Origin of the sequence: Moritella sp. F3 (genome assembly GCF_015082335.1) — a bacterium.
Lineage (GTDB): Bacteria > Pseudomonadota > Gammaproteobacteria > Enterobacterales > Moritellaceae > Moritella.
The window spans coordinates 70,985-95,693 of sequence record NZ_BLRL01000012.1; the positions used below are offsets into that span (position 1 = coordinate 70,985).

General features: G+C 35.1%; 22 protein-coding genes and 1 pseudogene. 8 read left to right on the plus strand and 15 right to left on the minus strand.

Translation table 11 applies throughout. From position 1 onward, the window contains the following. Positions 1 to 4: 4 nt before the first annotated feature. From JFU56_RS17395 to hpt, 13 genes are all read right to left on the minus strand, one after another. On the minus strand, positions 5 to 1,078 hold the full coding sequence (locus tag JFU56_RS17395) for a glycosyltransferase family 4 protein (RefSeq protein WP_198438536.1): 1,074 nt from the start codon (positions 1,076 to 1,078) through the stop codon (positions 5 to 7). A gap of 4 nt (positions 1,079 to 1,082) precedes the next feature. Next, entirely contained in the window at positions 1,083 to 1,775 is a 693-nt protein-coding gene (locus JFU56_RS17400) for a glycosyltransferase family 2 protein (RefSeq protein ID WP_198438537.1), read from the minus strand. A gap of 245 nt (positions 1,776 to 2,020) precedes the next feature. Next, the gene (locus JFU56_RS17405) at positions 2,021 to 3,178 is read right to left on the minus strand and encodes a hypothetical protein (protein WP_198438538.1); all 1,158 of its coding nucleotides are present in this window, start codon (positions 3,176 to 3,178) and stop codon (positions 2,021 to 2,023) included. Continuing rightward, on the minus strand, positions 3,165 to 4,406 hold the full coding sequence (locus tag JFU56_RS17410) for a glycosyltransferase (RefSeq protein WP_198438539.1): 1,242 nt from the start codon (positions 4,404 to 4,406) through the stop codon (positions 3,165 to 3,167). Before JFU56_RS17410 ends, JFU56_RS17405 begins: the two co-directional genes overlap by 14 nt. Continuing rightward, positions 4,403 to 5,308, minus strand: coding sequence for a glycosyltransferase (locus tag JFU56_RS17415; RefSeq protein ID WP_198438540.1), 906 nt, complete (start codon positions 5,306 to 5,308; stop codon positions 4,403 to 4,405). Before JFU56_RS17415 ends, JFU56_RS17410 begins: the two co-directional genes overlap by 4 nt. After that, positions 5,305 to 6,630: a flippase gene (locus JFU56_RS17420; protein WP_198438541.1), complete on the minus strand. Its 1,326-nt coding sequence runs from the start codon at positions 6,628 to 6,630 to the stop codon at positions 5,305 to 5,307. The genes JFU56_RS17415 and JFU56_RS17420 overlap by 4 nt, the downstream gene beginning before the upstream one ends. 437 nt (positions 6,631 to 7,067) lie before the next feature. Then, on the minus strand, positions 7,068 to 9,257 hold the full coding sequence (locus JFU56_RS17425; RefSeq protein WP_198438542.1) for a polysaccharide biosynthesis tyrosine autokinase: 2,190 nt from the start codon (positions 9,255 to 9,257) through the stop codon (positions 7,068 to 7,070). A 142-nt stretch (positions 9,258 to 9,399) separates the two neighbouring features. Then, positions 9,400 to 9,831 carry a protein tyrosine phosphatase gene (locus JFU56_RS17430; protein ID WP_198438543.1) on the minus strand — a complete coding sequence of 144 codons (432 nt, stop codon included), beginning with the start codon at positions 9,829 to 9,831 and terminating at the stop codon, positions 9,400 to 9,402. 53 nt (positions 9,832 to 9,884) lie between these two features. After that, entirely contained in the window at positions 9,885 to 11,066 is a 1,182-nt protein-coding gene (locus JFU56_RS17435) for a polysaccharide export protein (RefSeq protein ID WP_198438544.1), read from the minus strand. A 454-nt stretch (positions 11,067 to 11,520) separates the two neighbouring features. Further along, complete coding sequence (locus tag JFU56_RS17440) at positions 11,521 to 12,234, minus strand: tRNA (guanosine(46)-N(7))-methyltransferase TrmB (protein WP_198438545.1); 714 nt, start codon at positions 12,232 to 12,234, stop codon at positions 11,521 to 11,523. Positions 12,235 to 12,359: 125 nt separating this feature from the next. Then, positions 12,360 to 13,130, minus strand: a complete 771-nt coding sequence (locus JFU56_RS17445; RefSeq protein ID WP_198438546.1) for an ABC transporter permease — start codon at positions 13,128 to 13,130, stop codon at positions 12,360 to 12,362. 325 nt (positions 13,131 to 13,455) lie between these two features. Continuing rightward, a complete protein-coding gene (locus JFU56_RS17450; RefSeq protein ID WP_198438547.1) occupies positions 13,456 to 14,385 on the minus strand; it encodes an ABC transporter ATP-binding protein in 930 nt (309 codons plus the stop codon). 238 nt (positions 14,386 to 14,623) lie between these two features. Next, a complete protein-coding gene (gene hpt / locus JFU56_RS17455; protein WP_198438548.1) occupies positions 14,624 to 15,157 on the minus strand; it encodes a hypoxanthine phosphoribosyltransferase in 534 nt (177 codons plus the stop codon). 462 nt (positions 15,158 to 15,619) lie between these two features. On the opposite strand from hpt, the gene JFU56_RS17460 reads away from it, so the two are divergent. Next, positions 15,620 to 16,324 carry a TetR/AcrR family transcriptional regulator gene (locus JFU56_RS17460; RefSeq protein ID WP_198438549.1) on the plus strand — a complete coding sequence of 235 codons (705 nt, stop codon included), beginning with the start codon at positions 15,620 to 15,622 and terminating at the stop codon, positions 16,322 to 16,324. A gap of 136 nt (positions 16,325 to 16,460) precedes the next feature. On the opposite strand, the pseudogene JFU56_RS17465 reads toward JFU56_RS17460, so the two are convergent. Then, positions 16,461 to 17,258: pseudogene (locus tag JFU56_RS17465) on the minus strand (IS5 family transposase). Between the two features lie 178 nt (positions 17,259 to 17,436). Here JFU56_RS17465 and JFU56_RS17470 point away from each other — a divergent pair. Genes JFU56_RS17470 through JFU56_RS17500 form a run of 7 tightly spaced genes read left to right on the plus strand, consistent with a single transcriptional unit; the run spans position 17,437 to position 23,823 of the window. Next, positions 17,437 to 18,216 carry an NAD(P)-dependent oxidoreductase gene (locus tag JFU56_RS17470; RefSeq protein ID WP_198438550.1) on the plus strand — a complete coding sequence of 260 codons (780 nt, stop codon included), beginning with the start codon at positions 17,437 to 17,439 and terminating at the stop codon, positions 18,214 to 18,216. A gap of 3 nt (positions 18,217 to 18,219) precedes the next feature. Beyond that, positions 18,220 to 19,035 carry a sugar phosphate isomerase/epimerase gene (locus JFU56_RS17475; RefSeq protein ID WP_198438551.1) on the plus strand — a complete coding sequence of 272 codons (816 nt, stop codon included), beginning with the start codon at positions 18,220 to 18,222 and terminating at the stop codon, positions 19,033 to 19,035. A 1-nt stretch (position 19,036) separates the two neighbouring features. After that, on the plus strand, positions 19,037 to 19,387 hold the full coding sequence (locus tag JFU56_RS17480; protein WP_198438552.1) for an SMR family transporter: 351 nt from the start codon (positions 19,037 to 19,039) through the stop codon (positions 19,385 to 19,387). Positions 19,388 to 19,390: 3 nt separating this feature from the next. Continuing rightward, a complete protein-coding gene (locus tag JFU56_RS17485; RefSeq protein WP_198438553.1) occupies positions 19,391 to 20,515 on the plus strand; it encodes an FAD-dependent oxidoreductase in 1,125 nt (374 codons plus the stop codon). After that, a complete protein-coding gene (locus JFU56_RS17490) occupies positions 20,515 to 21,519 on the plus strand; it encodes a glycosyltransferase (protein ID WP_198438554.1) in 1,005 nt (334 codons plus the stop codon). Before JFU56_RS17485 ends, JFU56_RS17490 begins: the two co-directional genes overlap by 1 nt. Next, on the plus strand, positions 21,516 to 22,304 hold the full coding sequence (locus JFU56_RS17495; protein WP_198438555.1) for a glycosyltransferase family 2 protein: 789 nt from the start codon (positions 21,516 to 21,518) through the stop codon (positions 22,302 to 22,304). The genes JFU56_RS17490 and JFU56_RS17495 overlap by 4 nt, the downstream gene beginning before the upstream one ends. Beyond that, positions 22,294 to 23,823, plus strand: coding sequence for a hypothetical protein (locus JFU56_RS17500; protein ID WP_198438556.1), 1,530 nt, complete (start codon positions 22,294 to 22,296; stop codon positions 23,821 to 23,823). Before JFU56_RS17495 ends, JFU56_RS17500 begins: the two co-directional genes overlap by 11 nt. A 239-nt stretch (positions 23,824 to 24,062) precedes the next feature. Here the strand turns inward: JFU56_RS17500 and JFU56_RS17505 are convergent, their stop codons facing one another. Next, a complete protein-coding gene (locus JFU56_RS17505) occupies positions 24,063 to 24,701 on the minus strand; it encodes a flavin prenyltransferase UbiX (RefSeq protein WP_198438557.1) in 639 nt (212 codons plus the stop codon). Between the last annotated feature and the right edge of the window lie 8 nt (positions 24,702 to 24,709).

Here is a 24,709-nt window from a genome sequence, read left to right on the forward strand (position 1 = left end):
AATATTATTTATTAAGTTCCTCAATCATGTTTTTAAATCTGAACACCATATTTTCAACATTATAAGAGTCTGTAACTGTTTTAAAAGCATTGTTTGACATTACTGTATATGCCAAAGCATCAAATGACGAAAGTTGATTTATTTTCGCTCTTAAATCATCCACATTATTTTTTTTAAAACTGATACCATTAATATCCTTTTTAAAAGCGGAAAACTCTGGCATATGGTAGCTTTCACTAGAGTGAATTATTGCCGGCAAACCATAATTAAATGCATGTATTAGGCTTAAACCCACAGAACCAGTATAAATAAACGCATGTGATGAAAGCATGATTCTAGCAATGCCCATCTCATCAAATATCGCACCATACCAATGCACCCGATCTGTTATTCCAATCTCATCAGCCATCGTTTTGTAGTAATCAATTCGTTCTCCTGAACCGATAACATTTAAATGTACATTTTTATTAACCATACTAATAGACTTTAATAACAGATTAAAGTTAGCTTTATCAGTAATTCTACCAACAAATACTAAATTAAATTGAGGGGTATTTATCTCCCTTGTTATAGAAATAGTCTTAATACATTCTTTTATTTCAGATGAGTCTAAGCCATTGTTTAACGCGTAACAGTTAGGTTTAGAAAGCTGTTCTTTTTCTTTATCAGTATAAACTAATATAGCACTCGCCAATTTCATTAACTTGATACGTATCTTCGCCATCAAACCAAAACTACCAGCGGACCAACCATGTCCCCACCAAACAGTCTTGATACCTCGCATACGTAAAATAACGAAAAGTAACATGTAGTTCAATATTCTCGGATTACCATTAATAATAACAATATCATTCTTTTTATAAGGAGAAAAAAGAGGTAAATTCTTATGCCAATAAAGGCGTTCTAAAAAATGAATAAAACCCGAAGATAAAGACAAATCCTTTGATTTGAAAACTGTATTCACACCTAAAAAGTCAGATTCAGTTGCATAAATTTTCACTCGGTACAACGACATGATCTTTTCAAAAAAAGGGATCCGATATTTAGGTACGGCAGGCTGAATAATATGAATTTTCATTGCGTCACTTTTTAATTAATTTATTAGAAATCATATAAACAATAGATGCTAATACATTTTTAAACCCAAAGTTTTTATAGATAGATTTGTATTTATCTAACCTTTTCTCTTTAGATACAACAGATGAAATACCCCCGCCTTCAAATTCACAAATAACTTCGTTTATATATAACAATGAAGATGGGTTTGTTTTGTAAATACGAGCAACTAGATCATAATCAGAGTAGACTGAATATTCCAAGTTGTAGCGAATATTTGAATCAAAAAACATCGCTTGATGACAAGCATGGATAATACCTAGTTCTAAAAATTGACTAGGTAATACAGAACTTATTAAGCCATTTTTATACTGAGTACCATAAATTAATTTAACATCCGATTTTATAGGATATTTAAATATATTTTCAACAGTTTCATTTCGATGGAAAACATCGCCACTATTCATAAAATTAATCCATTTCCCAGACGATACATCAATACCTTTATTCATGGCGTCGTAAACCCCGTCGTCTTTCTCACTTATAATCACATCGATTCTATCTTTATATTTTTCAAGTATTGATAATGATGAGTCTGTAGAACCACCATCAACAATTATTAACTCCATATTTTTATATTTTTGAGAAAGCACACTAATGATAGTTCTTTCTAACCCATCAGAGTTATTATAATTTATAGTTATTATTGAAACTTTCATATTTATTATATTCCACACTCATCATATGTCCCATATTAAACATCAATAAGAAACTTTAATTTAAACTGCAAGGTATTTACCAGCCTTACGTTGGGTTTAATAGTAACATCTAAGTCCAGACACAGGGCTAAATTACGTATACCAACTCCGAAACTTCTCATTACACTTTGAAAGATGTAAATATAGCTACACTATTCATTGTATTTACATTTCACTTAAAAATTAAGTATTCAGAAACTGCCTTGTCAATAACGCAGTTTTTTATTTTTAAAGTACTTAATAAATACATCTAAAAATAAACATGACACAACCAAATAAGCAGCATCATTATTAATAAATGGATGTTTTGAAAATTGAGTGACAAGAAAAGAAAAAAGAAAAAATACATGGGTAATAAATAACTTACATCTAAAAGTAAAATGTAATAATAAATAAGTGTAAATTGCTTTAATAATTATACCTATCGAACCATACATTGCATAAAACCATGTGTTCCAAGGGTAAACAACATTAGCTGATAAAGCATTTGAGTAACCTAATAGAATGAACTCTGAAACAAACCTTGAATTATTTACGCCCACTGGATTATCTAATGAGCTAAATAAAGAAAGAAATCGTTCACTAAAAAAGCCAAAAAAAGGAAACAATATTTTTTCATAATCATGTTCAAACTTGTCAATAACTAAATCACCCAAATACATTGAAAATGTAGTATATTTAAATAATGACTCTGACATATTCACAGCAGCACTAATAATGGTTACACTTCTACCTTGATAAATAGTTGAAACAGCCCCTAACAAAGCAAGCAGCAGCATTAAAAAGAACATTTTTAAATATATTTTTTTATCACTTCCAAATGGAATTATGACCATAATTATATATATTAACTTTAGGATTTCACTTCGAGAAAGGGAATAAATAACCAATAGAAAAAATGACGCTATTAACAAAAATCTAATTTTATATGAATAAGAAAATACAATTGAAATACCAGTTAAAATTAAAATAGGCATAGTAATAAACATTATAAAACGGCTTCGGCCAAATTCAAAAACCAAATCCTCCCTAGACACGCCAGATAAAACCAGTGGTATCCGAGGGATACTTTCTAATAAAATAAATAAAAAAACAATGAAAATCAACAGGATATTATCTTCTACTAAACGCCGAAGAGTATTTTCAAAAAAAACATTTATTCCTTTATAGTAAAATTTATTAAAATAAAAAAACACATACAACAAAAATAAAAGAAAAGTAAAGTCAAAAAAATATATTATTATAATCCTAGGCGATATGCGCTCATAAAATGGAAGTAAATGACTTAACTGCCAGGCCATTAATAAAATAAAAGCTTGAACAATTAGAACTAATGAAAAACTACGTAATTTAATTTCTTTCATTTAAAACCATATTAAATAATTTTTTATAATGCTGGTTTATAATTTGTTCACTCCATAGACTTACAGCTCTTTTCCGAGCTGATTCCTTTATCATTCGATAACGACTTGTATTATGTATATTATAAAAAAATTCAATTCCATTCATCAAATCTTCGCAATCGAAAGGTTTAGCTAGATAACCTGTTTTTTTATGCTCAACAACATCGATCAATCCAGTAGTCGCAAACGCAACGACTGGAATACCACAGGATTGTGCCTCACTAGCCGTTTGCCCAAAAGCTTCTAACCTTGATGGAACGACCATTAAATCCATAGCGTTATATATAATCGAAAGTTCAGATTCGTTAGATATATGACCAGTAAATATTGTTTCAAATCCTACATCAGGAAAGTTGGCAGGCTTATCTTGCCCGAATATCAAACATTTTATTTTTCTAGAGTATTTTTTTTTCATTAATTCTAAAGATTTTAATAAAAGATCAAAACCTTTACGAGAATCTAACGTTCCACCAATAGCTCCAAAACCTATAATAAAACATTCATTCTTTTCAACAATATGAGATGTAACTATTTTTTTAGGTGAAAAAATATCAGTATTCAACACATTAGGTATTGTGTAAATAGGCCAACCTTTAAATAAAGCACTTTTTTTCGCACAATCAGTCAACCATGAGCTAGGTGTAACTATATAAAAAGGTACTTTCCAATTATTATATTTCCTTCTCCATACAGATTGATTGAACTTATATCTTAAATCAGAATCATTTAAGTTAGGATAACCAGAGATATAATAATCTTGAGGACCAGAATAATGTTCTCCGCCACAAAATGCCCACATATCATGTAACGTCATTACGATAGGTTTTTTTATTTTAGAAATTTGGTTAATAGAAATAAATTCTGAATTAATCCAATGTAAGTTCACAATATCAACATTAGACTCATTAATTTTATTCAGTACCACACTAGGAAACCAATTTCCAGATGAAAAACTTGGCATTTTCAAAACTTTTGAATAAAATTTACTTGTTATGTTATAGAATATAATATTAAAAACTTTATTTTTTATATTATGGGATTCTATTATTTGAGAGGATATACTTTTTTTACTTCTAACCATCAATTGTGTAGTCATATCATCTTGATTTTTGAAAGATTCAAATAAACGATTTGACGCCATTGCAGCACCACCTTGTTTTTCAAAAGCAGAAACTATTAATATTTTCATAATCCAAACACTCTCCTACACTTTCTAAAAATCCTTACAAATATATTTCTTGAATTATTCCATTTAAAAAATTTTTTTATTGCACTTACAGCAAGCTTGGACTCAATTATAATATCAGGGTATTTTTCGGGACAAAAATCAGAATTTTTATTCCTATATATATCGACACTACCACAATTTTCACCCGAACCATCATTCCCTACATTTTCCACTAACGATTTATAAGGATTTAAGCACAGCCCATTGTGGTTAAAAATCGTACTATACCAAAAGACAGCCCAAGTATTTAACCTACCATTATGATTAGATTCTATTTGAGAGAAAAAGTTATTTGTTCCTTCGATATTAAATCGAGATATCTTAGATTTGTCCCAGCTATTTAATATTTCGCTAGGTTTTTTTTCAAAATGAGTCCAACGATTATGCCAAGTAGCCCACCCCCAACAATTCATCCCTCTCCAAAAAAATGAATCCGATGTGTCATTGTTCTTAATGGGATAATTCCAACCACTAATATGCCATACGTTTAAGTCTTCTTCATATAAAGAAAGTGACTTATTCATAAAAGATAAGAAATAAGGATTCGTTACAATATCGTCTTCAAGTACTATTACTTTACCATATATATCTACGATCTTAGATACACCTTTAATAATAGATTCAGCTAAACCTAAATTTTCTTTCTGCTTAATAACTGTTACATTTTTAAACCCTGAAAGGTTACAAATTAACTCTCTGACTTCTTCTACTTTTTCTTTTTGATAACTATCTTTAGCTCCGTCAGAATAAATAAATAAATCACTATCTATTGCAAGATTATTTTTCTGTAAAGCATGTAATGTTTTTAACGTATGATCAGGGCGATTGTAAACAAATAATACGATGGGAGCTAAGTCTTTCAAAATCTAAATCCTATTACTCTAAAAGGTAACAATAAAGCCTTTGTATGTAAAAAAAAGGTAATCCTTGTTTTTCTATTTACTATATTAAATAGATATGATGCTGTGATTTGAGAAAATAACGTTGCGACGGCAGCACCATTAATTCCATAATGTGGAATCAGATACAAATTCAATAAAATATTTAATACAGCTCCAAAAATTGTTCTATATAATGAATATTTTTGTAATCCTTCAGCAATAAACCATTTACTACTCGCGACACCAAGAAATACAAAAACTGCAGACCAAATATGAATAATTAGAACACTATATGCATCACTAAATTCAGAACCATAGAGAAAATAAACTATCCAACGCCCCAAAAACATAATTATAACACCTATGATTACTGATAAAACAAACATCAAATCATATAGTTTTTGCATTCGAGAATAGTATAGTTCTTGCGATATTTTTCTTGAGTTAATAATAGCTGGAAATAATGATGTCGAAATAACGACTGGAATAAAGTACCACACTTCACTTAACCTGATTGCTGCAGTATATTGACCAACCTCTACGCTTCCAAGCATGTTCTTAATCATTATTTGATCTATTCGCATGTACAATGTAACGACTATTGCACTTAAAATTAACGGCCAACTTTCTTTTAATAAATTTTTAGCAAATTCGTTATCAAATTTCCATTTTAGGATAGATAGAAAGTTGAATTTATAAGAAAGTAAAAAGCCGACGGCTAAAACAGCGCTATCAAAGAGCGCTAGATAAGCAAATGTGACCAAAGGTGCATTATTCAAAATTAATATGATCTTTAAGAAAGATGATAATAAAAGCGAAAACGTATTAGCATAAACAATATATTTACTTAATATCTTACTTTGAAAATATAAATCTATAACGTTGAAACTCTGAAATATTGTAGAGGATGCGATTATAAAAATAAGTATGTTAGTTTGATAATCTTCCGATGATAAAGATAACGTAATCCAAAGTAATATAAGTATAAATATAGCGGAAATAAATTTAAGTGTAAATGAAGTCCCTAGAATTTTATCTCTGTCACTTTGGTCATCGACTAATTTTTTTACTACGATACTGTCAAGTCCTAAGGTTGCTACTGTTGTAAATAGTGCCGCAATACTTTGAGCATAACTAAACAAACCAAATCGCTCAGGTCCTAAATATCTAGCAACCCAAACTCCAACCAAAAGCCCAAGACTCATTCTTAATAGTCTCTCAGCAAAAAGCCATGATGTGTTTGCAAAATACTTCATTACTCCTGATTTTTTTTTTAAATCAGTTATTTTTTTAATTATCTTCACTTATACTCCATTATGAATACTGGCGAACATCACAGAAAACACATTAATATTCGAGCTAGCAAAGGCTCTGAGTCGTTTACTTAAATACCTCTATTGCACATTTTATACTTTAACGGGTATAAAATAGAAGAGTGCATTTGTCGTACTTTCCTTTTACTATTTGAAATGACACTATGTAAGCTAAATTTTTTAACTCTGACCCGAGGTAACCATATGATGACTAGTTTCTTCTCATCTATGCACTTTTTCTGTTTGTGATAATACATTTCAGTCACTACGTTTATTATTGAATTAATTAAGCTTCAAACCTCAGTAAGAAAGAACCCTAAGACACTTTAAATTCATAATGAGACCACGGGTTAGAACTAACCAGTGGTCATTGTTTCATTTGACTTAGCTATATTAAAGGGTTCAATTGGTCTTGTTCTTATTTACAACTAAGACTTATCACTCTCGTAGCTATAGTTATAATAACCATATCCATAAGACGCACTCGCCTTCTTCTCAACCGCATTCAGAATAAAGCCTTTAACTTCAATCCCCGCCATTTCAAAGCGATGACGAGCTACTTCGATCTCTTTCACGGTGTTTTGACCAAAACGACCAACCATTAAGGTTGTACCCGCTAATGCACCCACAATACTAGGATCTGTTACTGCGAGTACCGGTGGCGTATCTATAATCACTAAGTCATATTGGCTTGATGCCCATTCAACAAAATCAGCAAAGCGCGGATGCATTAATAACTCAGAAGGGTTTGGTGGTATTTGCCCCCGCGTAATAACATTTAGGTTTTCAATACCCGATGCTTTGATTACATCTTTAGTTTCTAATTTACCTGATAACATTTCTGATAAGCCGCGATCCCAGTCGAGGTTGAAATGACGTTGTAAATAACCTTTACGCATATCACCGTCAACAATCAGTACTTTTTGACCAGTCTTAGCAATAACAGCAGCAAAATTAACTGATACAAATGATTTACCAATGCCTGGCGCAGGACCTGAAATCATAACTACATTGTTCTTAGCTTCCATCATGGCAAAGTGCATGCTGGTACGTAGGCCACGTAATGCTTCAATAGATAGATCCGCAGGGTTAGATTCAGCTAATAATGTTTCATGTAATTCGAGCTTTTTCTTACGCTTATTTTGTTTAAGTTTCGCATCCATTTCGGCCTGCCAATCTGACATTGGAATACTTGCGTAAACGGGTAAACCTAATGCTTCAATCTCATCTGGGTTTTCAACGCCTTTATGTAACGCAGCTCTAACAAGTACAACGGCAACCGCAAGCATGCCACCTAATAAGGTAGCTAATACTACAACCAGCGATTTTTTCGGTTTAACAGCTTGATTATAGGCTTGTGCTGTATCCAAAATGCGTACATTGCCTACAGTGCCCGCTTTTAAAATATTTAGCTCTTGTACTTTATTTAAAAGCTGAATATAAATCTGCTGATTAACTTCAACATCACGCTTCATTCGTAATACGTCACGCTGAGTCTTTGGTAACTTTTGCACTTGAGCATTTAGCTCATCTTGTTTCGCTAATAACACTTCACGTTTATCTAACAATGATTTGTAAGCTGGATGGTCTTTAGTAAAGCGTTGGCTAATTTCACTTTCTTTAAAGGTTAATTCGTTAAGCTGGGCCTCTAGAGCAACCATAACTTTTAATGTCGATTGCGCCTCTAAACCTAAGTCTATTGATTCATTATCTTGACGGAAACGATTAAGAGTATCCTCTGCAGCGGTTAATCCAACTTTAATATTAGGTAGATGACCTTGTAAAAATTCTAAGCTTTTTTCAGCTTCAGCCGAGTTACGCTCTACATTTTGTAAGAAATAGTTTTGACTTACGTCATTCAAAATAGCTTGAATTAAGACTTTATTTTCACCACTAAACGATAACTCAAGAATACCTGTTTGCTTACCGCGCTCACTTACGGATAAACCTGCTTGTAACCATTGGATAGCATCGAATGAAGATTGTTTCACTACAGAAAATTTATCAGTATTGTTACCCACTAAGACTTGTACGAATAAACTGTAATCATTGCTCTGCGCTAATTCACCTACAACACCGGATAATACTTTACGCTCTTCAGCGTCATATAATGAATAAGCGCCTTTACTGGCATCATCAATGATTAAATTCAATGCTGGTGATGCGTAGTTAGGGATTTCAAAACGACTAATAGCAATGTCATTTTGTTGGCCGCTCATGCGTGCAAAACCTTTACCAATAACTGGTAAATATTTAGGAGCAGCAAGTGTAGTTAAATTTAACTTTTCAACAGTTTTACTTAAGATCATACGTGATTTAATGATCTCAACTTCAGTAGTTGACGAGGACTCACTTGAAAACATATCCCCCATGTCACCAACCAGTGCTGACATACCACTGCTTTTTTGCTCGACTTGAATCAAGGCATCAGCCTTATAAACCGGTGTCGCTAATAACGCGTAACTAACCCCAATTACCGCAAAGATAAACGTGACGGCAATAATACTCCAACGTGCATCCAATAATATACCGAATAACTTACCTAGATCGATCTCGTCCGCATCCCCGCCTGATGACGATTGCGGTTTATTGTTTTGATTAAGTGAATTGCTGCTCATAATAATAATCTAATTCCAATGTTTAAATTTAAGCGCTAAAAAGCGAGATTATTAACTAACCTCGCTTTTTACTCACATATCTTGTACTGCCAAGTTTCTATTTACTTAGCTGCTTTGAATCCAACTACTTAAGCTAAAAGCCCTAACCGATCTTCAATGCCCAAGCATTTGCTGAGGCTTCAATTAATTTATAGGCATGCTCAAACGCTTCTTTACCTTGACGGTACGGGTCGGGAATATCTTGCTTTTGTAACCATTGACTAAACAACATAGTTTTACCACGCGCTTCAGGGGCAATGTTAGTTACGGCATTGATATGACCTTGTTCCATTACTAAGATCAAATCAAACTCACGACACAATGCTGATGTTAACTGACGGCCTTGATGACCATCCAAACTAACGCCATGCTCTTCAGCCACCTGACAAGCTAGTTTATCAGCAGGTTTGCCGACCAGTGCACAAACGCCAGCTGATTCAACATTTTTATTTGGTAATAACGCTTTAAGTAAATACTCGCCCGATGGTGAGCGGCAAATATTACCGACGCACACGACTAAAATATTATTAAACATAACAATAACCTTTTAATTCATAACCTTTCAATTAATGCTTCACGGTAAATAAATTACCAAGCTCGAACTCGGTTAACACCTTCAGTCAGCTCATTAAAGCCTGTTACTGTTGGTAATATCTGACCTATAACACGATTCCAGCGGGTAATAGGGGCAGCTGTTACGTAAACAATATCATAAGGCTGTAATTCAAATTCAGTCCCGATAACCAATGCCGCAGCATTACTGATATCTAATTGATAAATGTCGGCAATTATATTCGCGTCTGTTTCTGAATCAGGCGCAGTTTCAGCATTGTCTGTATCAACAGTGCGGTTAGCACGCACCACAAAGATCCCCGTCGCATCAGCCGCTAATTGGTTGATACCACCAACGTTACTTAATGCTTCCGTCAAGCTCATGCCTGCACGGTCAATTTTTAATAATTTAGGTTCATTAACTTCGCCCATTACAAATACTTTTTGGCCATCGTTACGTGGTACATGAACAATATCACCCGGCATTAATAATCGATTTTGAGTTAAATCACCGCGTTGCATCAAGGCATGCAAAGACAGTTTTTGCTCAACACCTTGGCGTGTTAGAGTTACATTTCGCCAATCAGCATCTTCAGCTAATCCACCTGCATGGTTAATCGCATCAAGTAGTGTTAATGGCACGTTAGTAATAAACTGTTGACCAGGTTTATCTACTTCGCCAGTAATATAGGTTTTTTTAGAACGGAAAGCCGCCACGTTGACATCTACTTGTGGGGTTTCAATAAACTTAGCTAATTTTTTGGTCAACATGGCGCGAATTTCAACCACTGTTTTACCCGCTACAGGCACAAAACCGATATAAGGATAGAAAATCGTGCCGTCTGCGTGTACCCAGTTACCCGACTCACTGGCACTACGGTAAGAACCTGCAGGAATAGTTAATTCTGGGTGGTCCCAAATAGTGACATTTAAAATATCACCGGCGCCAACATGGTATTCATATGCCGCTAACTGAGTGTCTAATTCAGGATTAATTTGCGCGCTTAAACGTGGTGCTTTATACGTCGCCATTTTATCAGCTGTTAATGGGTATAGATTAACACGGTCTAGAATATCAACGCTTGCTGAGCTATTACCGTCATCACTATTTGCAGTAGTTTGCTTATCGTCTATATTTAAGTAGGCGCCTGGTACAGTACAGCCAGCTAAAACAACAGGCAAAGCAATAGCGACCAGCAATTTTTTATAATGCTTCATATGATCCAATATTAATTTTTGAAATTAGCGGGATTATACCGCTATGATGGGAGAATAACCAAGGCGAACAGGATTGTTCGATTTAGATCATACTATAAAAAACACGCTACCGCCCTAGGGTTGCAGTACCCCAAGACCGATATCATTCACAATTTTTAATTTCCAGCACATACAAAAAGAGTATTAGCTAGTGTTGTCACTAGATAATACTCTTTTGTGTTACAGTCTATATTTTCGCCAATGGTCGCATAATAAGTAAGGTTAATCAACTAATTAATATACTCATTAGTGATTACGTCTCCGCTATGAAATATAATTTCATAAAATAGAAAAAACAATCAAATCAGTCAACTTCCTATAAAAATCAACGGATTTATTTACCAAAAAAAATTATAAAATGTAAGCTAATGTAATCAAACCTGAGCCCGTTATTTACACTTACCACTTACTGCGATTATAACGTAGCGAGTAACTGCCACGAAGTCTGACCACTCGCCCAATATTTACGTTCAAATGGTGTAGTTGCTTCAGCTGCGGTATAAGTCTGCAATTCACTGCCAACCTTCGCCAGCTCCAACGCACGTTGAAACTCCTGTAAATACAGAGGCCAGTTACTACGTAACTCCAATTCCCCCCCCAAAGCAATAATAGATGGGAAAACTGCAGCGCCATGCCAGCGACGTTGTAAGTGTTTCGCTTTAGGCCACGGGTTTGGATACAAGATATAATGCTTGTGTAACTGCCAACCCGCATCAACCGCTAAACGCCAAAGATCGTTTAAATCCACTTGGAACAAATGGTAAACCTGACCATCAACTTTATGTGCATGACGGTGCTGTTCATTACGATCTAAACGGTCTGCAGACTTATCCATACCAAACACTAAACAGTCTGGATGCAGCTGTGCGATCTTCGCGGTACTTTCACCGACACCACAGCAAGAGTCAAATATAATCGGACGCGGATCCGCCGCGACAATCGCTTGCATCTGCTCAAATGCTTCAACCGTATGCTGACGGTACGGCTTACGGAATTTATGCGCCAGATGCTTTAACACCACTTCGTCTAAATGCTCGTTCAAGCCTGTTTGGTTGGTTGTGATCTCGCGAGAGTTACCCATCGCGTCGTCTTGTTCTGTTTGTTTTTCTTCTTGTTTCGATACGTTCATTGTTCTTACCGGTTTTAAATATTTAGTGATGACCCCCTCCCGGCCTCCCCCTACTATTTATTAAAAAAATAATTGGGGGAGGCTAGGAGCAAGTACTCTTTGTTAATTTAGCCACAGTCGTGACTTTAGCTTCTTAAACCCACACCTTTACTGATCAAACGGTATACCAATGCATATAGCACAGCGATAAAACCAATGATGACAGTAAATGAATAGAATAATGGAATATTTTCAATACCTAGAAAACCATTACGGAACGCACTGACCATATAGATAATAGGATTAGCGTGTGAGATGGTTTCCCATACAGGTGGTAGTAATGAAGTTGAGTAAAACACCCCACCTAAATAGGTTAACGGCGTTAATATAAACGTTGGAATAATTGAGATATCATCAAAGCTTTTAGCAAAGATAGCATTTAATAAACCAGCTAACGAAAACAAGATCGACGTCAGTAATAGCGTCGTTACGATCACCAATACACTGTGAATTTGCAATGGTACAAAAAACAGCGATACACAGGTAACAATTAAGCCTACCAGTAAACCACGAGCCACACCGCCTCCAACATAACCCGCAATAATGATATACGTAGGTACTGGCGATACTAATAACTCTTCAATATTTCCTTGAAACTTGGCACTGTAAAACGACGATGCCACATTCGAATACGAATTAGTGATCACTGACATCATAATCAAGCCAGGTACGATAAACGCCATATAACTAAAACCGTCCATCTGACCAACACGAGAACCAATCAGATTACCGAAGATGACAAAGTATAGCGACATTGTAATAGCTGGCGGCACTAACGTTTGCACCCAGATACGGGTAAAACGGGTGATCTCTTTATTTAAAATACTTTTAAACGCGATCAAATAATTCTGTTTCATTTAACTAACCTATAAATTTATCAAACGGCCTCTCCCACCTCCACCTACTCTTTATTTATAAAAAGTAAAAGGGGAGGAGCAGACCAAGGACAAAACCTTACGCTGTCTTTGCTTAACTCGTAACTAATTCAACCATTGTGCAAACGGCATGATAATCCGTGGAAAGTTAATAAAGAAAGACAACTGTTGCTGGCATGGATGCCAACCTCAAGCTCGCGCCAGCCCAAATAAGATGGGTTTACGGCGTCTTGTCGTCTTTAGTTAACTTGTAACTCCATTCGTGTGACCTAACTAGTCTTTAATCAATTAGTGGACAACACAGCTATTAACCAGCTTGCACCTGTCGACCCTGCTCCACTATATCCATAAACAGCGCTTCTAAACGATTTTCTTTATTACGGATACCTTGAACTTGAATATCCATAGCCGCTAATTGCGCGAATAACGAATTCAAACCACGACTCTTAGCCACATCCACTTCTAAAGTATGATCATCCAACAATCGACAGCTGTAACCTTCTAATTCAGGTTTAATTAATTGGCTGTTAATATCAAGAAGGTAGGATTCGCTATTAAGTTTCGATAACAGCGACTTCATCGAGGTATTCTCAATTAACAAGCCTTTATCAATAATACCAATATTACGGCACAGCATTTCCGCTTCTTCTAAATAATGCGTAGTCAGAATAATGGTAATACCCTGCTCATTCTTACGCTGCAAGAACTCCCACATAGTACGGCGCAGTTCAATATCAACGCCCGCAGTCGGTTCATCTAAAATAAGCAATTGTGGATTGTGTACTAACGCACGTGCGATCATTAATCGGCGTTTCATACCTCCCGATAAATTACGCGCCGCTTCATGGCGTTTATCCCATAATTCCAGCTGTTTTAATAACGCTTCACAACGTACTAACGCTTCTTTACGTGGCACGCCGTAATAGCCCGCTTGATTAACAATTATGTTTTCAATTTTCTCAAACGGATTAAAATTAAATTCTTGTGGTACTAAACCTATGTGGCTCTTTGCCGATTCCAGGTCAGTATCAATATCAAAACCGAAGATCTTAACTTGCCCAGCGGTTTTATTTACCAGTGAGCTCATCACCCCGATCGTGGTCGACTTACCCGCACCGTTAGGGCCGAGTAACGCATAAAAATCGCCTTTAGCTACGGTCAAATTTATATCTTTAACCGCTTGAACTCCGCCAGAATAGGTCTTCTGGAGCCCTTTTATTTCAAGTGCTAACGTCATGTGATGGACAAATCCGGTAAAGAATGGGAGATGAATTATACGTGAATAGCGTAGAAATGCGAGGAGGAAGTAGAGACTCACCATATAATCCGACTTTAAAACTTAAAGTCCAGAATGATGATAATAAAAGAGAGTCGCTTAAAGTAAGATCAGCTGTTGCTGGCATGGATGTATTTACGCCGGGCTGAACGTCTTTAAACGACTCGACCAGTACGTATACCGGTCTTAGCATCAGAAATTAACCTTCTAACGGTACAACTTTACCTACGTAAGGTAAGTTACGATATTTTTGACCGTAATCGATACCATAACCAACCACGAATTCATCAGGGATCTCAAAACCAACCCAATCAACAGGCACTGCAACTTCACGACGAGAAGGCTTATCAAGTAATGTCGTAATAGTGATTGATTTAGGATCACGCAGTTCTAACATCGTTTTGATCTTGCTTAGCGTAAAGCCAGTATCAATGATGTCTTCAACGATAAGTACGTCTTTACCTTTAATGTCGCTGTCTAGATCTTTTAAGATACGCACATCACGGTTACTTTCCATTGAGTTACCGTAGCTTGATGCTGTCATGAAATCTAATTCAATCGGTAAATTAATGTGACGACACAGATCCGACATATAAATAACCGAACCACGTAATAAACAAACAATGATTAGCGTATCAGTACCTTTATAATGTGTTTCAATTTGTGCAGCTAATTCTTTTACTTTTGCTTGCACGTCAGCTTCAGTGATCATCACTTCAACAGTGTGTTTCATATTAACTTCTCCAAACGAACTCAGCCCCACCAGCAAATAACCGACGAAGCACAAAGCTCTAAAAATGTATGTCTTAAAATAACGCTATTTAAAGTCGATATCTAAAAACTGTAATCCTAATGCGATATATGACCCGCAGTTTAACAGCCTAAGCGCGATAGTCGAAATGGTTTAATTAAAAACCACTACATTTGTAATGGCCATTTATAATAATGTTCACTAATGACTCCCCCACTTAAAAACGTGATTAGTTTCACATGACGGTTGAATTCAATATAAGCCTAGTGATAGTATTAACAATAATTTAACAAGTGGGCATTGTAACAAATGAACTCTCATAAGAGTATTGAATAAAGTAAGTCGGCTATTGCTGGCAGGATGCCAGCCCCAAGCCCCCATGGATGGGTTTATGGTAAGCCTCTTTAATCAATACAATTAACACTAACTCTTGGATGCAACCATATGGAAATGCCTGCAGTAATCAGACGGCGCACCCGTCTCTCTCCCGAAGCACGTCGTGAACAATTAATGCAGTGTGCCATCGAAGTGTTCTCTAAACGTGGTCTTGGCCGAGCAGGTCATGCTGAAATAGCGGAGTTAGCGCAAGTATCTGTCGCGACAGTCTTTAACTACTTCAGTAGCAGGGAACAACTGGTTGATAATGTCTTAATACAGATTGAAGATTTTTTCAGCCACATGGTGCGCAAGAACTTTATTGATGTTAACGAACCATCAAACAACGATCGCCAGTCAGATAAAAGTAGCCAGTCAAGTCAAAGCCCCCGGCCAAATAAAACAGTCCATCAAGCCATTCATGATTATTTAGCCGATTTTGTCGATGCTGCGATCAACAATCCACAATTCACTTATATCTGGCTAGAATGGAGTTCATCTATTCGTGAGGATACCTGGCCACGCTATCTGACTTTACTCGATAGCAATATTGAAATTATCAGTAACAAAATTGAGCCCGCTATCGCATCAGGCGAAATAAATACTTATTTAACCACCACTGAATTTGCCCGTAGCCTCTCAAACCAAGGTTATATGATCTTACAGTTGGTTAATCAACCACAAGCGATGAGTAGGGAAAATATTATTGCATTTTTAGAGAAGTACGTGACGTCGACGTTGGCTTCTAATCAAAGAAGAGTTAAAGAAAGCTAAAATAATAGCCCAATTAACCAAACTAATCATTTTAGTACTATTGTCGAATCCGACCCTAATACCATTAATTTAAACCGGCATTGTTGATCACATCAATTTTGGGGTTGATGTTTGATCATCACCATTTTCTGAAAATCTAAATATTTGCCTTTCTTTTGGGCATACCTAAATCTAATGTCTTTATTGATCGCTTTGAAATTTGCATAGACGTCACCAACTTGAGCGTTGTAACAATGAACTCATAGTGTTCCGCTTATGAGCGTTTTATACCGATACATGGCGGTTTCGATAACGATCTATCATGGTAGCCAGTATCAGCTTCCACTTTTCGTTGTGGGATAAGTGGCGCTTTGTGATACGCTTTCGTGTCGTACGCGCCATCACCTAAAACGTCTAAACACACCGACGCAGAGAATTTAACTACGTGGGTAGCATTTCACTATCAGCGACATTTACAATGGGTCATTTAAGCAGAACGATCTCATGCGTATCAACATCAACCACTGGATCGAGTTTACGCCACGTTCGACGCTTTTCATTACCGTGCTTCTTAACTTTCTATTCCCTTCGCCAAACACTTTTAAGCCTGTCGAATCGATAGCGATATGCCAGATACCACCTTTCGATGGGTTACGATATTTTATTTCAACCATTTGGGCTCATTTACTAATACTCGAATAATTGGGACTGCGCAGTCGCACATTCATCAGAGAAAAATGGAATCGATAAAGCCTTGTAATGAGCGCAATGACAGATGAAATATGCCTTTCACCATTAATTGCAGTTTCAATCGCCACGTCAGGAATTGAAATTCTCGACCACGCTTTCCGTGATGTTTAGTGCAAAAACATTCTTCTATGGCAGATTCGTCGACCAAAAATGTAATCGAGCCACGTTGAGTTAATGCATTATTATACTCTGATCAATTTAGGATTTTTCTTCGATTTACCTATCAAATGACCTTTTTAAATACATAATAATAATCAGCTCACAAAATTTACGAAAGGTTCCCTGATTTAGTCAACAACGCGATTTAAATCCCTAAAATAGTTCAGTATGCTCAGAAATTATATGTTAGAATTTCCAATTTATAATGTATTTGGTATAAAATAATGAATAATAACAACGCATTAATTGGATATTCAGGTTTTGTGGGGAGCACACTCTTAAAACAATGTCATTTTAAGAGTGTTTATCGCTCAACGAATATATCAGAGATAGAAAATAAAACCTTTGATACTGTAATCTGTGCGGGAGCTCCAGCTGTAAAGTGGCTTGCAAATCAGAACCCTGAAGCAGACAACCTATCAATAAAATCTTTAATATCTCATTTATCTACAATCAAATGTAATAACTTTATTTTAATTAGTACTGTCGATGTTTTCAACGATTCATCAGAGGCGGTAGAGTCAACACCTATAGATATTTCTGATTTACATCCTTATGGATTGCATAGATATCAGCTCGAAGAATTTGTTAAAGGTCATTTCCCTAATCATTTAATTATTAGACTCCCAGCCTTAGTTGGCCCAGGCTTAAAGAAAAATATTATTTATGATTTCCTCAACAATAATCATTTGGATTCGATTGACAATCGAGGGATTTTTCAGTTCTACCCTATGGTCAACTTATGGGCTGATATTCAAGTTGCACTCGACAATAACATCTCATTAATGCACTTAACTTCAGAACCTATTTCTGTACGAGAAATAGCACAGCAATGTTTCAATATTGATTTTGGTAACGAGTTAGCGAATGAACCTGCTAAATATGATTTCAGAACTGAATTTGCTCATTTATATAATAGTAACAATGCATACCAGTACTCCAAAAAAGAAACCTTATTAGCTATTCGTAGTTATGCACAATCTGAAAATAAGAAAGGATTATAAGTAATGATTTCTATATCAAATATAGCTTGGGATACCCCTCTTGATCAGGACGTTTCTAAAATATTAAATGAGTATGGAGTTTCTTATATTGATATCGCCCCCCCTAAATATTTTGAAAATCCAAGTGATGTAGAAACTCCAGATATAATAAAAGTAAAAGATTATTGGCTTGAAAGAGGCATTGAATCTATTGGCATGCAGGCATTGCTTTTTGGTACGCAGGGGCTAAATGTCTTTGGCTCAATTGATATACAAGATAAGCTATTAGCTCATCTTTCTAATATCTGCCATATTGGTAGTGTTTTAGGGGCTAAAAAACTCGTTTTCGGATCACCTAAAAATCGTGATAGATCGAATCTTAATGATAAAGATACCCTTAAAACTGCCATTAGTTTTTTTAGTCGTTTGGGTGATATAGCTAAAAATGAAAATGTCGTGATATGCCTAGAACCTAACCCAGTCTGTTATCAAGCTAATTTTATGACTAATAGTTTTGATACGGCAAAAATCGTTGAAGCAATTGATCACGATAATATCCGTATGCAACTAGATATTGGAGCTATGAATATCAATGATGAATGTCCAAACGATATTATTAAAAATGTAGCGCATCTCATTCATCACATTCATATTAGTGAGCCACAACTTGCCCCTCTTAATATGAATAATTCATACCATAAGCTGGCTGCTAAAGCGATACAATCCTATTTGCCTAATATGCCTATGACAATTGAAATGCTCACAACTAATACATCAACGACATTACAAGAAATTGAGAACTCAATTCAAGTAGTCCAAAAAATATATCAAGGTAATTAAGATGAAGTGGCTAATATTAATTTTAGGTATATTATCAAATGCTTCTGCGAGTGTATTAATAAAAGTAGCCATGACTACAAAGGATACTCCCATACAGCTTAGTAATCCTCTGTCAATTATAAGTAATATTCCTTTAGTTGCTGGTGTTGGACTTTATGGTATAGCTTTTGTGCTTTATGCCCTAGCACTCACCTATTTACCTCTAAATATTGCGCACCCAATTTTAACTAGCGGCTCTATCGCATTAGTCGGTATAGCCTCAGTTTTGTTTTTTGGTGAGAGTTTATCAATGATTAATATAGCAGGTATTATTTTAATAATACTCGGTGTTACAGCTTTAACAGTGAGTTAACTTATGGATAAGAACGTAGATATAACAATTATTGGCGGGGGATTTTTTGGACTCTATCTTGCTGAGTATTTCTCACGATTGAATAAGAAAGTGTTGATCGTAGAAAAAGAAAGTGATGCGATGCAAAGAGCGTCATATACAAATCAAGCTCGTGTTCATAATGGTTATCATTACCCGAGAAGCGTGCTTACTGCATTGCGATCTCGAATTTCATTTCCTCGCTTTGTTGATGAATTTAAATCATGTATTGATAGTGATTTTGATAAGTATTATATGATTTCAAATCGACTAGGAAAAGTGACTCCAAATCAATTTGAAAAATTTTGTGACCGTATAGGTGCTTCTCACGAACCAGCCCCCTCAAGCATACATAGATTGGTTCAGCCTAATATGATTGATGGTATATTTAAAGTTAAAGAGTTTGCATTTGACTCCGTTTTGTTAAAAGAAACGATGCTTGATCGAATTCAAAATAATGGCGTAGAAATATTATTAAATCATTGTGTTACTACGATAAAGCAGAACCAGTCATCCTCTTTACTTGAATTATCTATAAATTCGGATTCAGAAACTCTTAATGTAACAAGTAAGCAAGTTTACAACTGTACTTATTCATTATTAAATTCTGTGTTAGCAGACTCTAAAATTGAACTGATACCGCTTAGGCATGAAATGACCGAAATGTGTATTGTTGATGTTCCTGATGAATTAAAAAAAGTGGGCTTCACTGTAATGTGTGGTCCATTTTTTTCCATCATGCCATTTCCATCTAAACAAGCACATTCATTCAGCCATGTACGCTATACCCCTCACTATGAGTGGGATGATAATAACCAGTCAGCCTATGTAAATGCCCATAACCTTTATCGTGAAAATAATAAACGCAGTGCATTTAAAAAAATGAAGTTAGACGCACAGCGGTATATGCCAATTTTGAGCGATGTTAAATATAAAGAATCCTTGTGGGAAGTAAAAACAATATTACCAAGTAGCGATACAGATGACTCAAGACCCATTTTATTCAAAGCCAATTATGGTTTACCCGGTTTGCATTGTGTAATGGGTGGTAAAATAGATAATATCTACGATGTAATACAAACAATTAATGATTTAGGACTGGATACATAATGAAAAGTGAAACTTTTGTTTCAGTGATTTTGGTTGTAAAAAACCAAACAGAGAAACTAATAAATTATCTAAATGTATTATCACCACATTTGGATAAGAAATACAGTGATTATGAAATTGTCATTATAGATCAAAGGTCTAGCGATAATATAGAAACTGAATTATTGAACACCCTCTCAATACACCAATCTATTCGCCATATACGTTTATCACAAGAAGTAAGTAGTGATATCGCCTTAGCTGCAGGAATAGAAAATGCAATTGGAGATTTTGTTGTTAATTTAAATATTGAAAGCGATAGTCTTGAATTAATCGACTCTTTAGTTGAGAAAGGACTTACAGGTAATGATATTGTTATCTGTGTATCTAAAAAGGTCACATCTTTTATATATAAAAAATTAAGGTGTTTATCAACATGGCTGTTGCAATCTATAGGTTATAGTTTACCTAGTAATTCAACTGGCACATTCTGTTTCAGCCGTAGAGCGGTTAATGCCATTACTGAGTCAGGTCGATTTTATTGTAAATTACACATGAGAATGGCTAATATTGGCTATCCCCCATATTCTTTTGAGTGTGATGAGTATATTACGAAACCTCAGACAAAGGATATAGTTAATGGAATAAAAGAAACATTACATCATATGATTTTCAATTCAACTAAACCACTACGCTGGATGAGCTCTCTTGGTGTAATTGGTAGCTTAATGGCTATGTTCTTTTCATTCTATAGCCTTGTTGTACACTTCCTAAATGACCAAGTAGCATCAGGGTGGACGACCACAATCTTATTTATGTCAATGTTATTTACAATATTATTCATCATGCTTTCATTCTTTGGTGAATACTTGGCGAGACTGTTAAATGATCGAAGTGAGCATAAAGAATATAATGTTGTTTATGAGCGTAATAGTTCTGTCATGTTGAATGAAAATAGAAGTAACGTATTATTTTCTTCTATAGTGGAAAAATCAAATAATAGTCAAACAGGCCGAAATAGATGAATAACAAACCTACACATTATCAAGTTCCAAAATATGAGCAATCATTTACCTCTCCCAAAGAGCATGATTATTGCGTTGCAATTTTTGTCATTAATGAGGGCAAGAAGCTACACAAACAATTGCAACGAATGAAAGACTCGGTTTTAAATGTAGATGTCATTATATCAGACGGTGGAAGTACCGATGGTTCAACAGACTCTCAAACGTTAAAAAGTTTAGGTGTGAACACTTTATTGGTCAAAAAAGAAATAGGTAAACTAGGAAGCCAAATGCGGATTGCCTTTTCATGGGCTATCGAGAATGGCTATAAGGGCATTGTTGTCATTGATGGTAATAATAAAGATAGCGTTGAAAATATTAATGATTTTGTTAATAAGCTAAAACTTGGTTATGACCATATTCAAGGTTCTAGGTTTATCCCAGGAGGTAAAGCAATCAATACCCCAGTATCAAGATTATTAGGCCTAAAACTCTTGCATGTTCCAATGATGAGGTTAGCATCTGGTTTTAAGTACACAGATACAACCAATGGTTTTCGGGCATATAGTAAAAATTTACTTCTAGCTGATGATATGGCTATATTTAGAAATGTATTCACTAGTTATGAATTTCATTACTATTTAGCCATTAAAGCCGTGAAAAAAGGATATAAGTGTATCGAAATACCGGTAAGTAGAACATATCCTAAAGGGAAAGTTCCTACAAAAATATCTCCTATAAAAGGAAATTTAGGAGTGCTGAAAACATTGTTTAAAGTTTGCTTAGGAAGCTATAATGAGAAGTAGACTTCAGCTCGTATATTTATTGCCTATAATCTCAATGCTCACATATGGACTAAATTCTATGCATGTGTGGTCTTGGCCAAGTTTAGATATGGCATCAGGTATAATGAATTGGTATAATCCTAACTACATCATTAATGATCTATATACAGATTGCTTTACAGATATGAATGCCCGTTATTTTTTCATGCAGGTTTTAACTCCTTTTAAACTGATGGGAATGAATTGGTATGATAGTATTTATATAGCAAACCTTTTAAATGTAGCATTGTTACCGGTAGCGTTTTTTTTAGGTTTAAAATGTTTTGTTAAAAAGAGTGGAGAAAAACTTTTATTTATAGCGATTGCAATTATTTCTTTAAAACCAAAACTATTTATTTTAACTACAATTGGTTGGTGGAGTTCATTTTCATATGATTTCCACCCTTCAGTATTTTCTGTATCTTGTTTGTTTATTGGTTCATACCTATTTTCTAAAAAAAGAAGCTTAAAGATTTTAGGGTTTATATTCGTTTCAATATCTACATTCATACACCCTCTTTTTTCTTTCTACGGTGCTTGTTTTTTATTTATTCTATGGACAAAAAAAGATTATCAGACAGGCATATTCATAATTTTAACTGTCATTCTAAATTGCCTAATCTTCATATCTATAACTAATGCTGTCGATCTTAGCCTTCGTGAATATTACAATTACTTTGTTTGGCACTTCCCAGAACATTATATTCCGAGTCGATTTGTAGGTTGGAATGGGTATTGGTATATCCCCTTTATTATTAATATATTTATAATTATAGCTTGTACGGTCGATTCTTTATTTAGAAAGGATGGCTACGAAAAAATAGGTGTTATGTTTCTATTCTCTTATGCTGGCTCTTTATTATTCCAGTATCTTTTTGTAGAACTATACCCGACTATCAAATTAATACTTGCTGCGGCGCCAATAAGATACACTAGTTTTGGTTATTTTATATCAGCCATTTTATTAATATTAAAATCACAAAGGTGGATGGGGAATTATACTTATAATTTTCTACCCAACAGGAATTTAATTCATAACATCTCAAATAAATTTCTTATTGTTGTGAGTGTATTAATATTTATTTTTTATAGCGTAAACCACCCTCGCCCAATAGACCTTATTAGCAATGATGAACTAGATGTTGTAAATTGGATTAAAAACAATACGGAAGAAGGTAGCATAATAATATCACCTCCAAACAAATTTTTGAAAACAACAATCCCCTTATTGACAGGAAGAGGAACTTATTATGGAAATGGAGTACCTTTTGATTCCACTTGTATAGAAGATAACTATACTCGATACGTCAATGTATATGGTAAAACCACATCTTCTAATGGGAGAATGAAAGCTCAAGAATTTTATGATAAATTAGATAAGGGCTCTTTGAATATGTTAAAACCCAAAGCAGATTACATCATAACTGAAAATTCAAATTTTTCAGATAAATCAATTAAAGTTAATGATAAATTTTATATATACAAAATTAACAATGATTAATTAATCAAATTAAGCAGTACCGAGAGTGGGTTTCATTTACCATTCCCCGTACGAATAAAACCTTTTTATTTAAATTATACTTTCGTGAACTCAATATTAAACAGCTAATTAGTGGGAAATATACTTATAATTACTTCTGATTCCCTCCGAACCTCTGCCAGCTTAAGCAGACATTGAGGTTCGGGGGAATCGTAAATATAATTAAGATGCCTCTTTCCTTGGTGTATGAACCTCCCCCCTTAACGTCCCCACCCAGCATAAATAGACTGTTCTACATCTAAATGGTCCAGAATACGTGCCACCATCAAATCAATTAAATCATCTAGTGTTTCTGGCTTACGATAGAAACCCGGAGCAGCTGGCATGATAGTTACCCCTAAGCGCGATAACTTCAGCATATTCTCTAAATGGATTGGCGATAGTGGTGTTTCACGTGGGATCAGCACTAACTGGCCGCGCTCTTTTAATACCACATCCGCAGCGCGTTGTAATAAGTTAGTCGACATACCTTGAGCAACAGCGGCTACAGTCCCCATACTACACGGACAGATCACCATCTGTTTTGGTGCGCCAGAACCCGATGCGACAGGTGAGAACCAATCTTTACTGCTCGGTACCAACAACTGCCCAGCTTTCGCTTGGTACTTATCGGTTAAAAACAATTGCAGTGATTTATTATCCGCAGGCCATTTTTCATCAGTCTCTGTCGCCATCACTACTTTTGCAGCATCCGACATTAACAAATGCACTTGTACATTCGCCGCTAATAATAGCTCTAATAAACGCACCGCGTATTGTGAGCCTGACGCCCCGCTAATACCTAGAGTAATACGTTTACTGAATTCTGCTTTAGTGCTTGCCGCCGCATTAGTTTGCATCTTATTTA

Coding starts and splice junctions, on each gene's coding strand:
- JFU56_RS17475 (WP_198438551.1), top strand. CDS start 18,220: ATGATTTCTATATCAAATATAGCTTGGGATACCCCTCTTGATCAGGAC.
- hpt (WP_198438548.1), bottom strand. CDS start 15,157: ATGAAACACACTGTTGAAGTGATGATCACTGAAGCTGACGTGCAAGCA.
- JFU56_RS17470 (WP_198438550.1), top strand. CDS start 17,437: ATGAATAATAACAACGCATTAATTGGATATTCAGGTTTTGTGGGGAGC.
- JFU56_RS17500 (WP_198438556.1), top strand. CDS start 22,294: ATGAGAAGTAGACTTCAGCTCGTATATTTATTGCCTATAATCTCAATG.
- JFU56_RS17400 (WP_198438537.1), bottom strand. CDS start 1,775: ATGAAAGTTTCAATAATAACTATAAATTATAATAACTCTGATGGGTTA.
- JFU56_RS17450 (WP_198438547.1), bottom strand. CDS start 14,385: ATGACGTTAGCACTTGAAATAAAAGGGCTCCAGAAGACCTATTCTGGC.
- JFU56_RS17395 (WP_198438536.1), bottom strand. CDS start 1,078: ATGAAAATTCATATTATTCAGCCTGCCGTACCTAAATATCGGATCCCT.
- JFU56_RS17425 (WP_198438542.1), bottom strand. CDS start 9,257: ATGAGCAGCAATTCACTTAATCAAAACAATAAACCGCAATCGTCATCA.
- JFU56_RS17505 (WP_198438557.1), bottom strand. CDS start 24,701: ATGCAAACTAATGCGGCGGCAAGCACTAAAGCAGAATTCAGTAAACGT.
- JFU56_RS17445 (WP_198438546.1), bottom strand. CDS start 13,130: ATGAAACAGAATTATTTGATCGCGTTTAAAAGTATTTTAAATAAAGAG.
- JFU56_RS17490 (WP_198438554.1), top strand. CDS start 20,515: ATGAAAAGTGAAACTTTTGTTTCAGTGATTTTGGTTGTAAAAAACCAA.
- JFU56_RS17480 (WP_198438552.1), top strand. CDS start 19,037: ATGAAGTGGCTAATATTAATTTTAGGTATATTATCAAATGCTTCTGCG.
- JFU56_RS17460 (WP_198438549.1), top strand. CDS start 15,620: ATGGAAATGCCTGCAGTAATCAGACGGCGCACCCGTCTCTCTCCCGAA.
- JFU56_RS17410 (WP_198438539.1), bottom strand. CDS start 4,406: ATGAAAATATTAATAGTTTCTGCTTTTGAAAAACAAGGTGGTGCTGCA.
- JFU56_RS17430 (WP_198438543.1), bottom strand. CDS start 9,831: ATGTTTAATAATATTTTAGTCGTGTGCGTCGGTAATATTTGCCGCTCA.
- JFU56_RS17435 (WP_198438544.1), bottom strand. CDS start 11,066: ATGAAGCATTATAAAAAATTGCTGGTCGCTATTGCTTTGCCTGTTGTT.
- JFU56_RS17405 (WP_198438538.1), bottom strand. CDS start 3,178: ATGAAAGAAATTAAATTACGTAGTTTTTCATTAGTTCTAATTGTTCAA.
- JFU56_RS17485 (WP_198438553.1), top strand. CDS start 19,391: ATGGATAAGAACGTAGATATAACAATTATTGGCGGGGGATTTTTTGGA.
- JFU56_RS17440 (WP_198438545.1), bottom strand. CDS start 12,234: ATGAACGTATCGAAACAAGAAGAAAAACAAACAGAACAAGACGACGCG.
- JFU56_RS17495 (WP_198438555.1), top strand. CDS start 21,516: ATGAATAACAAACCTACACATTATCAAGTTCCAAAATATGAGCAATCA.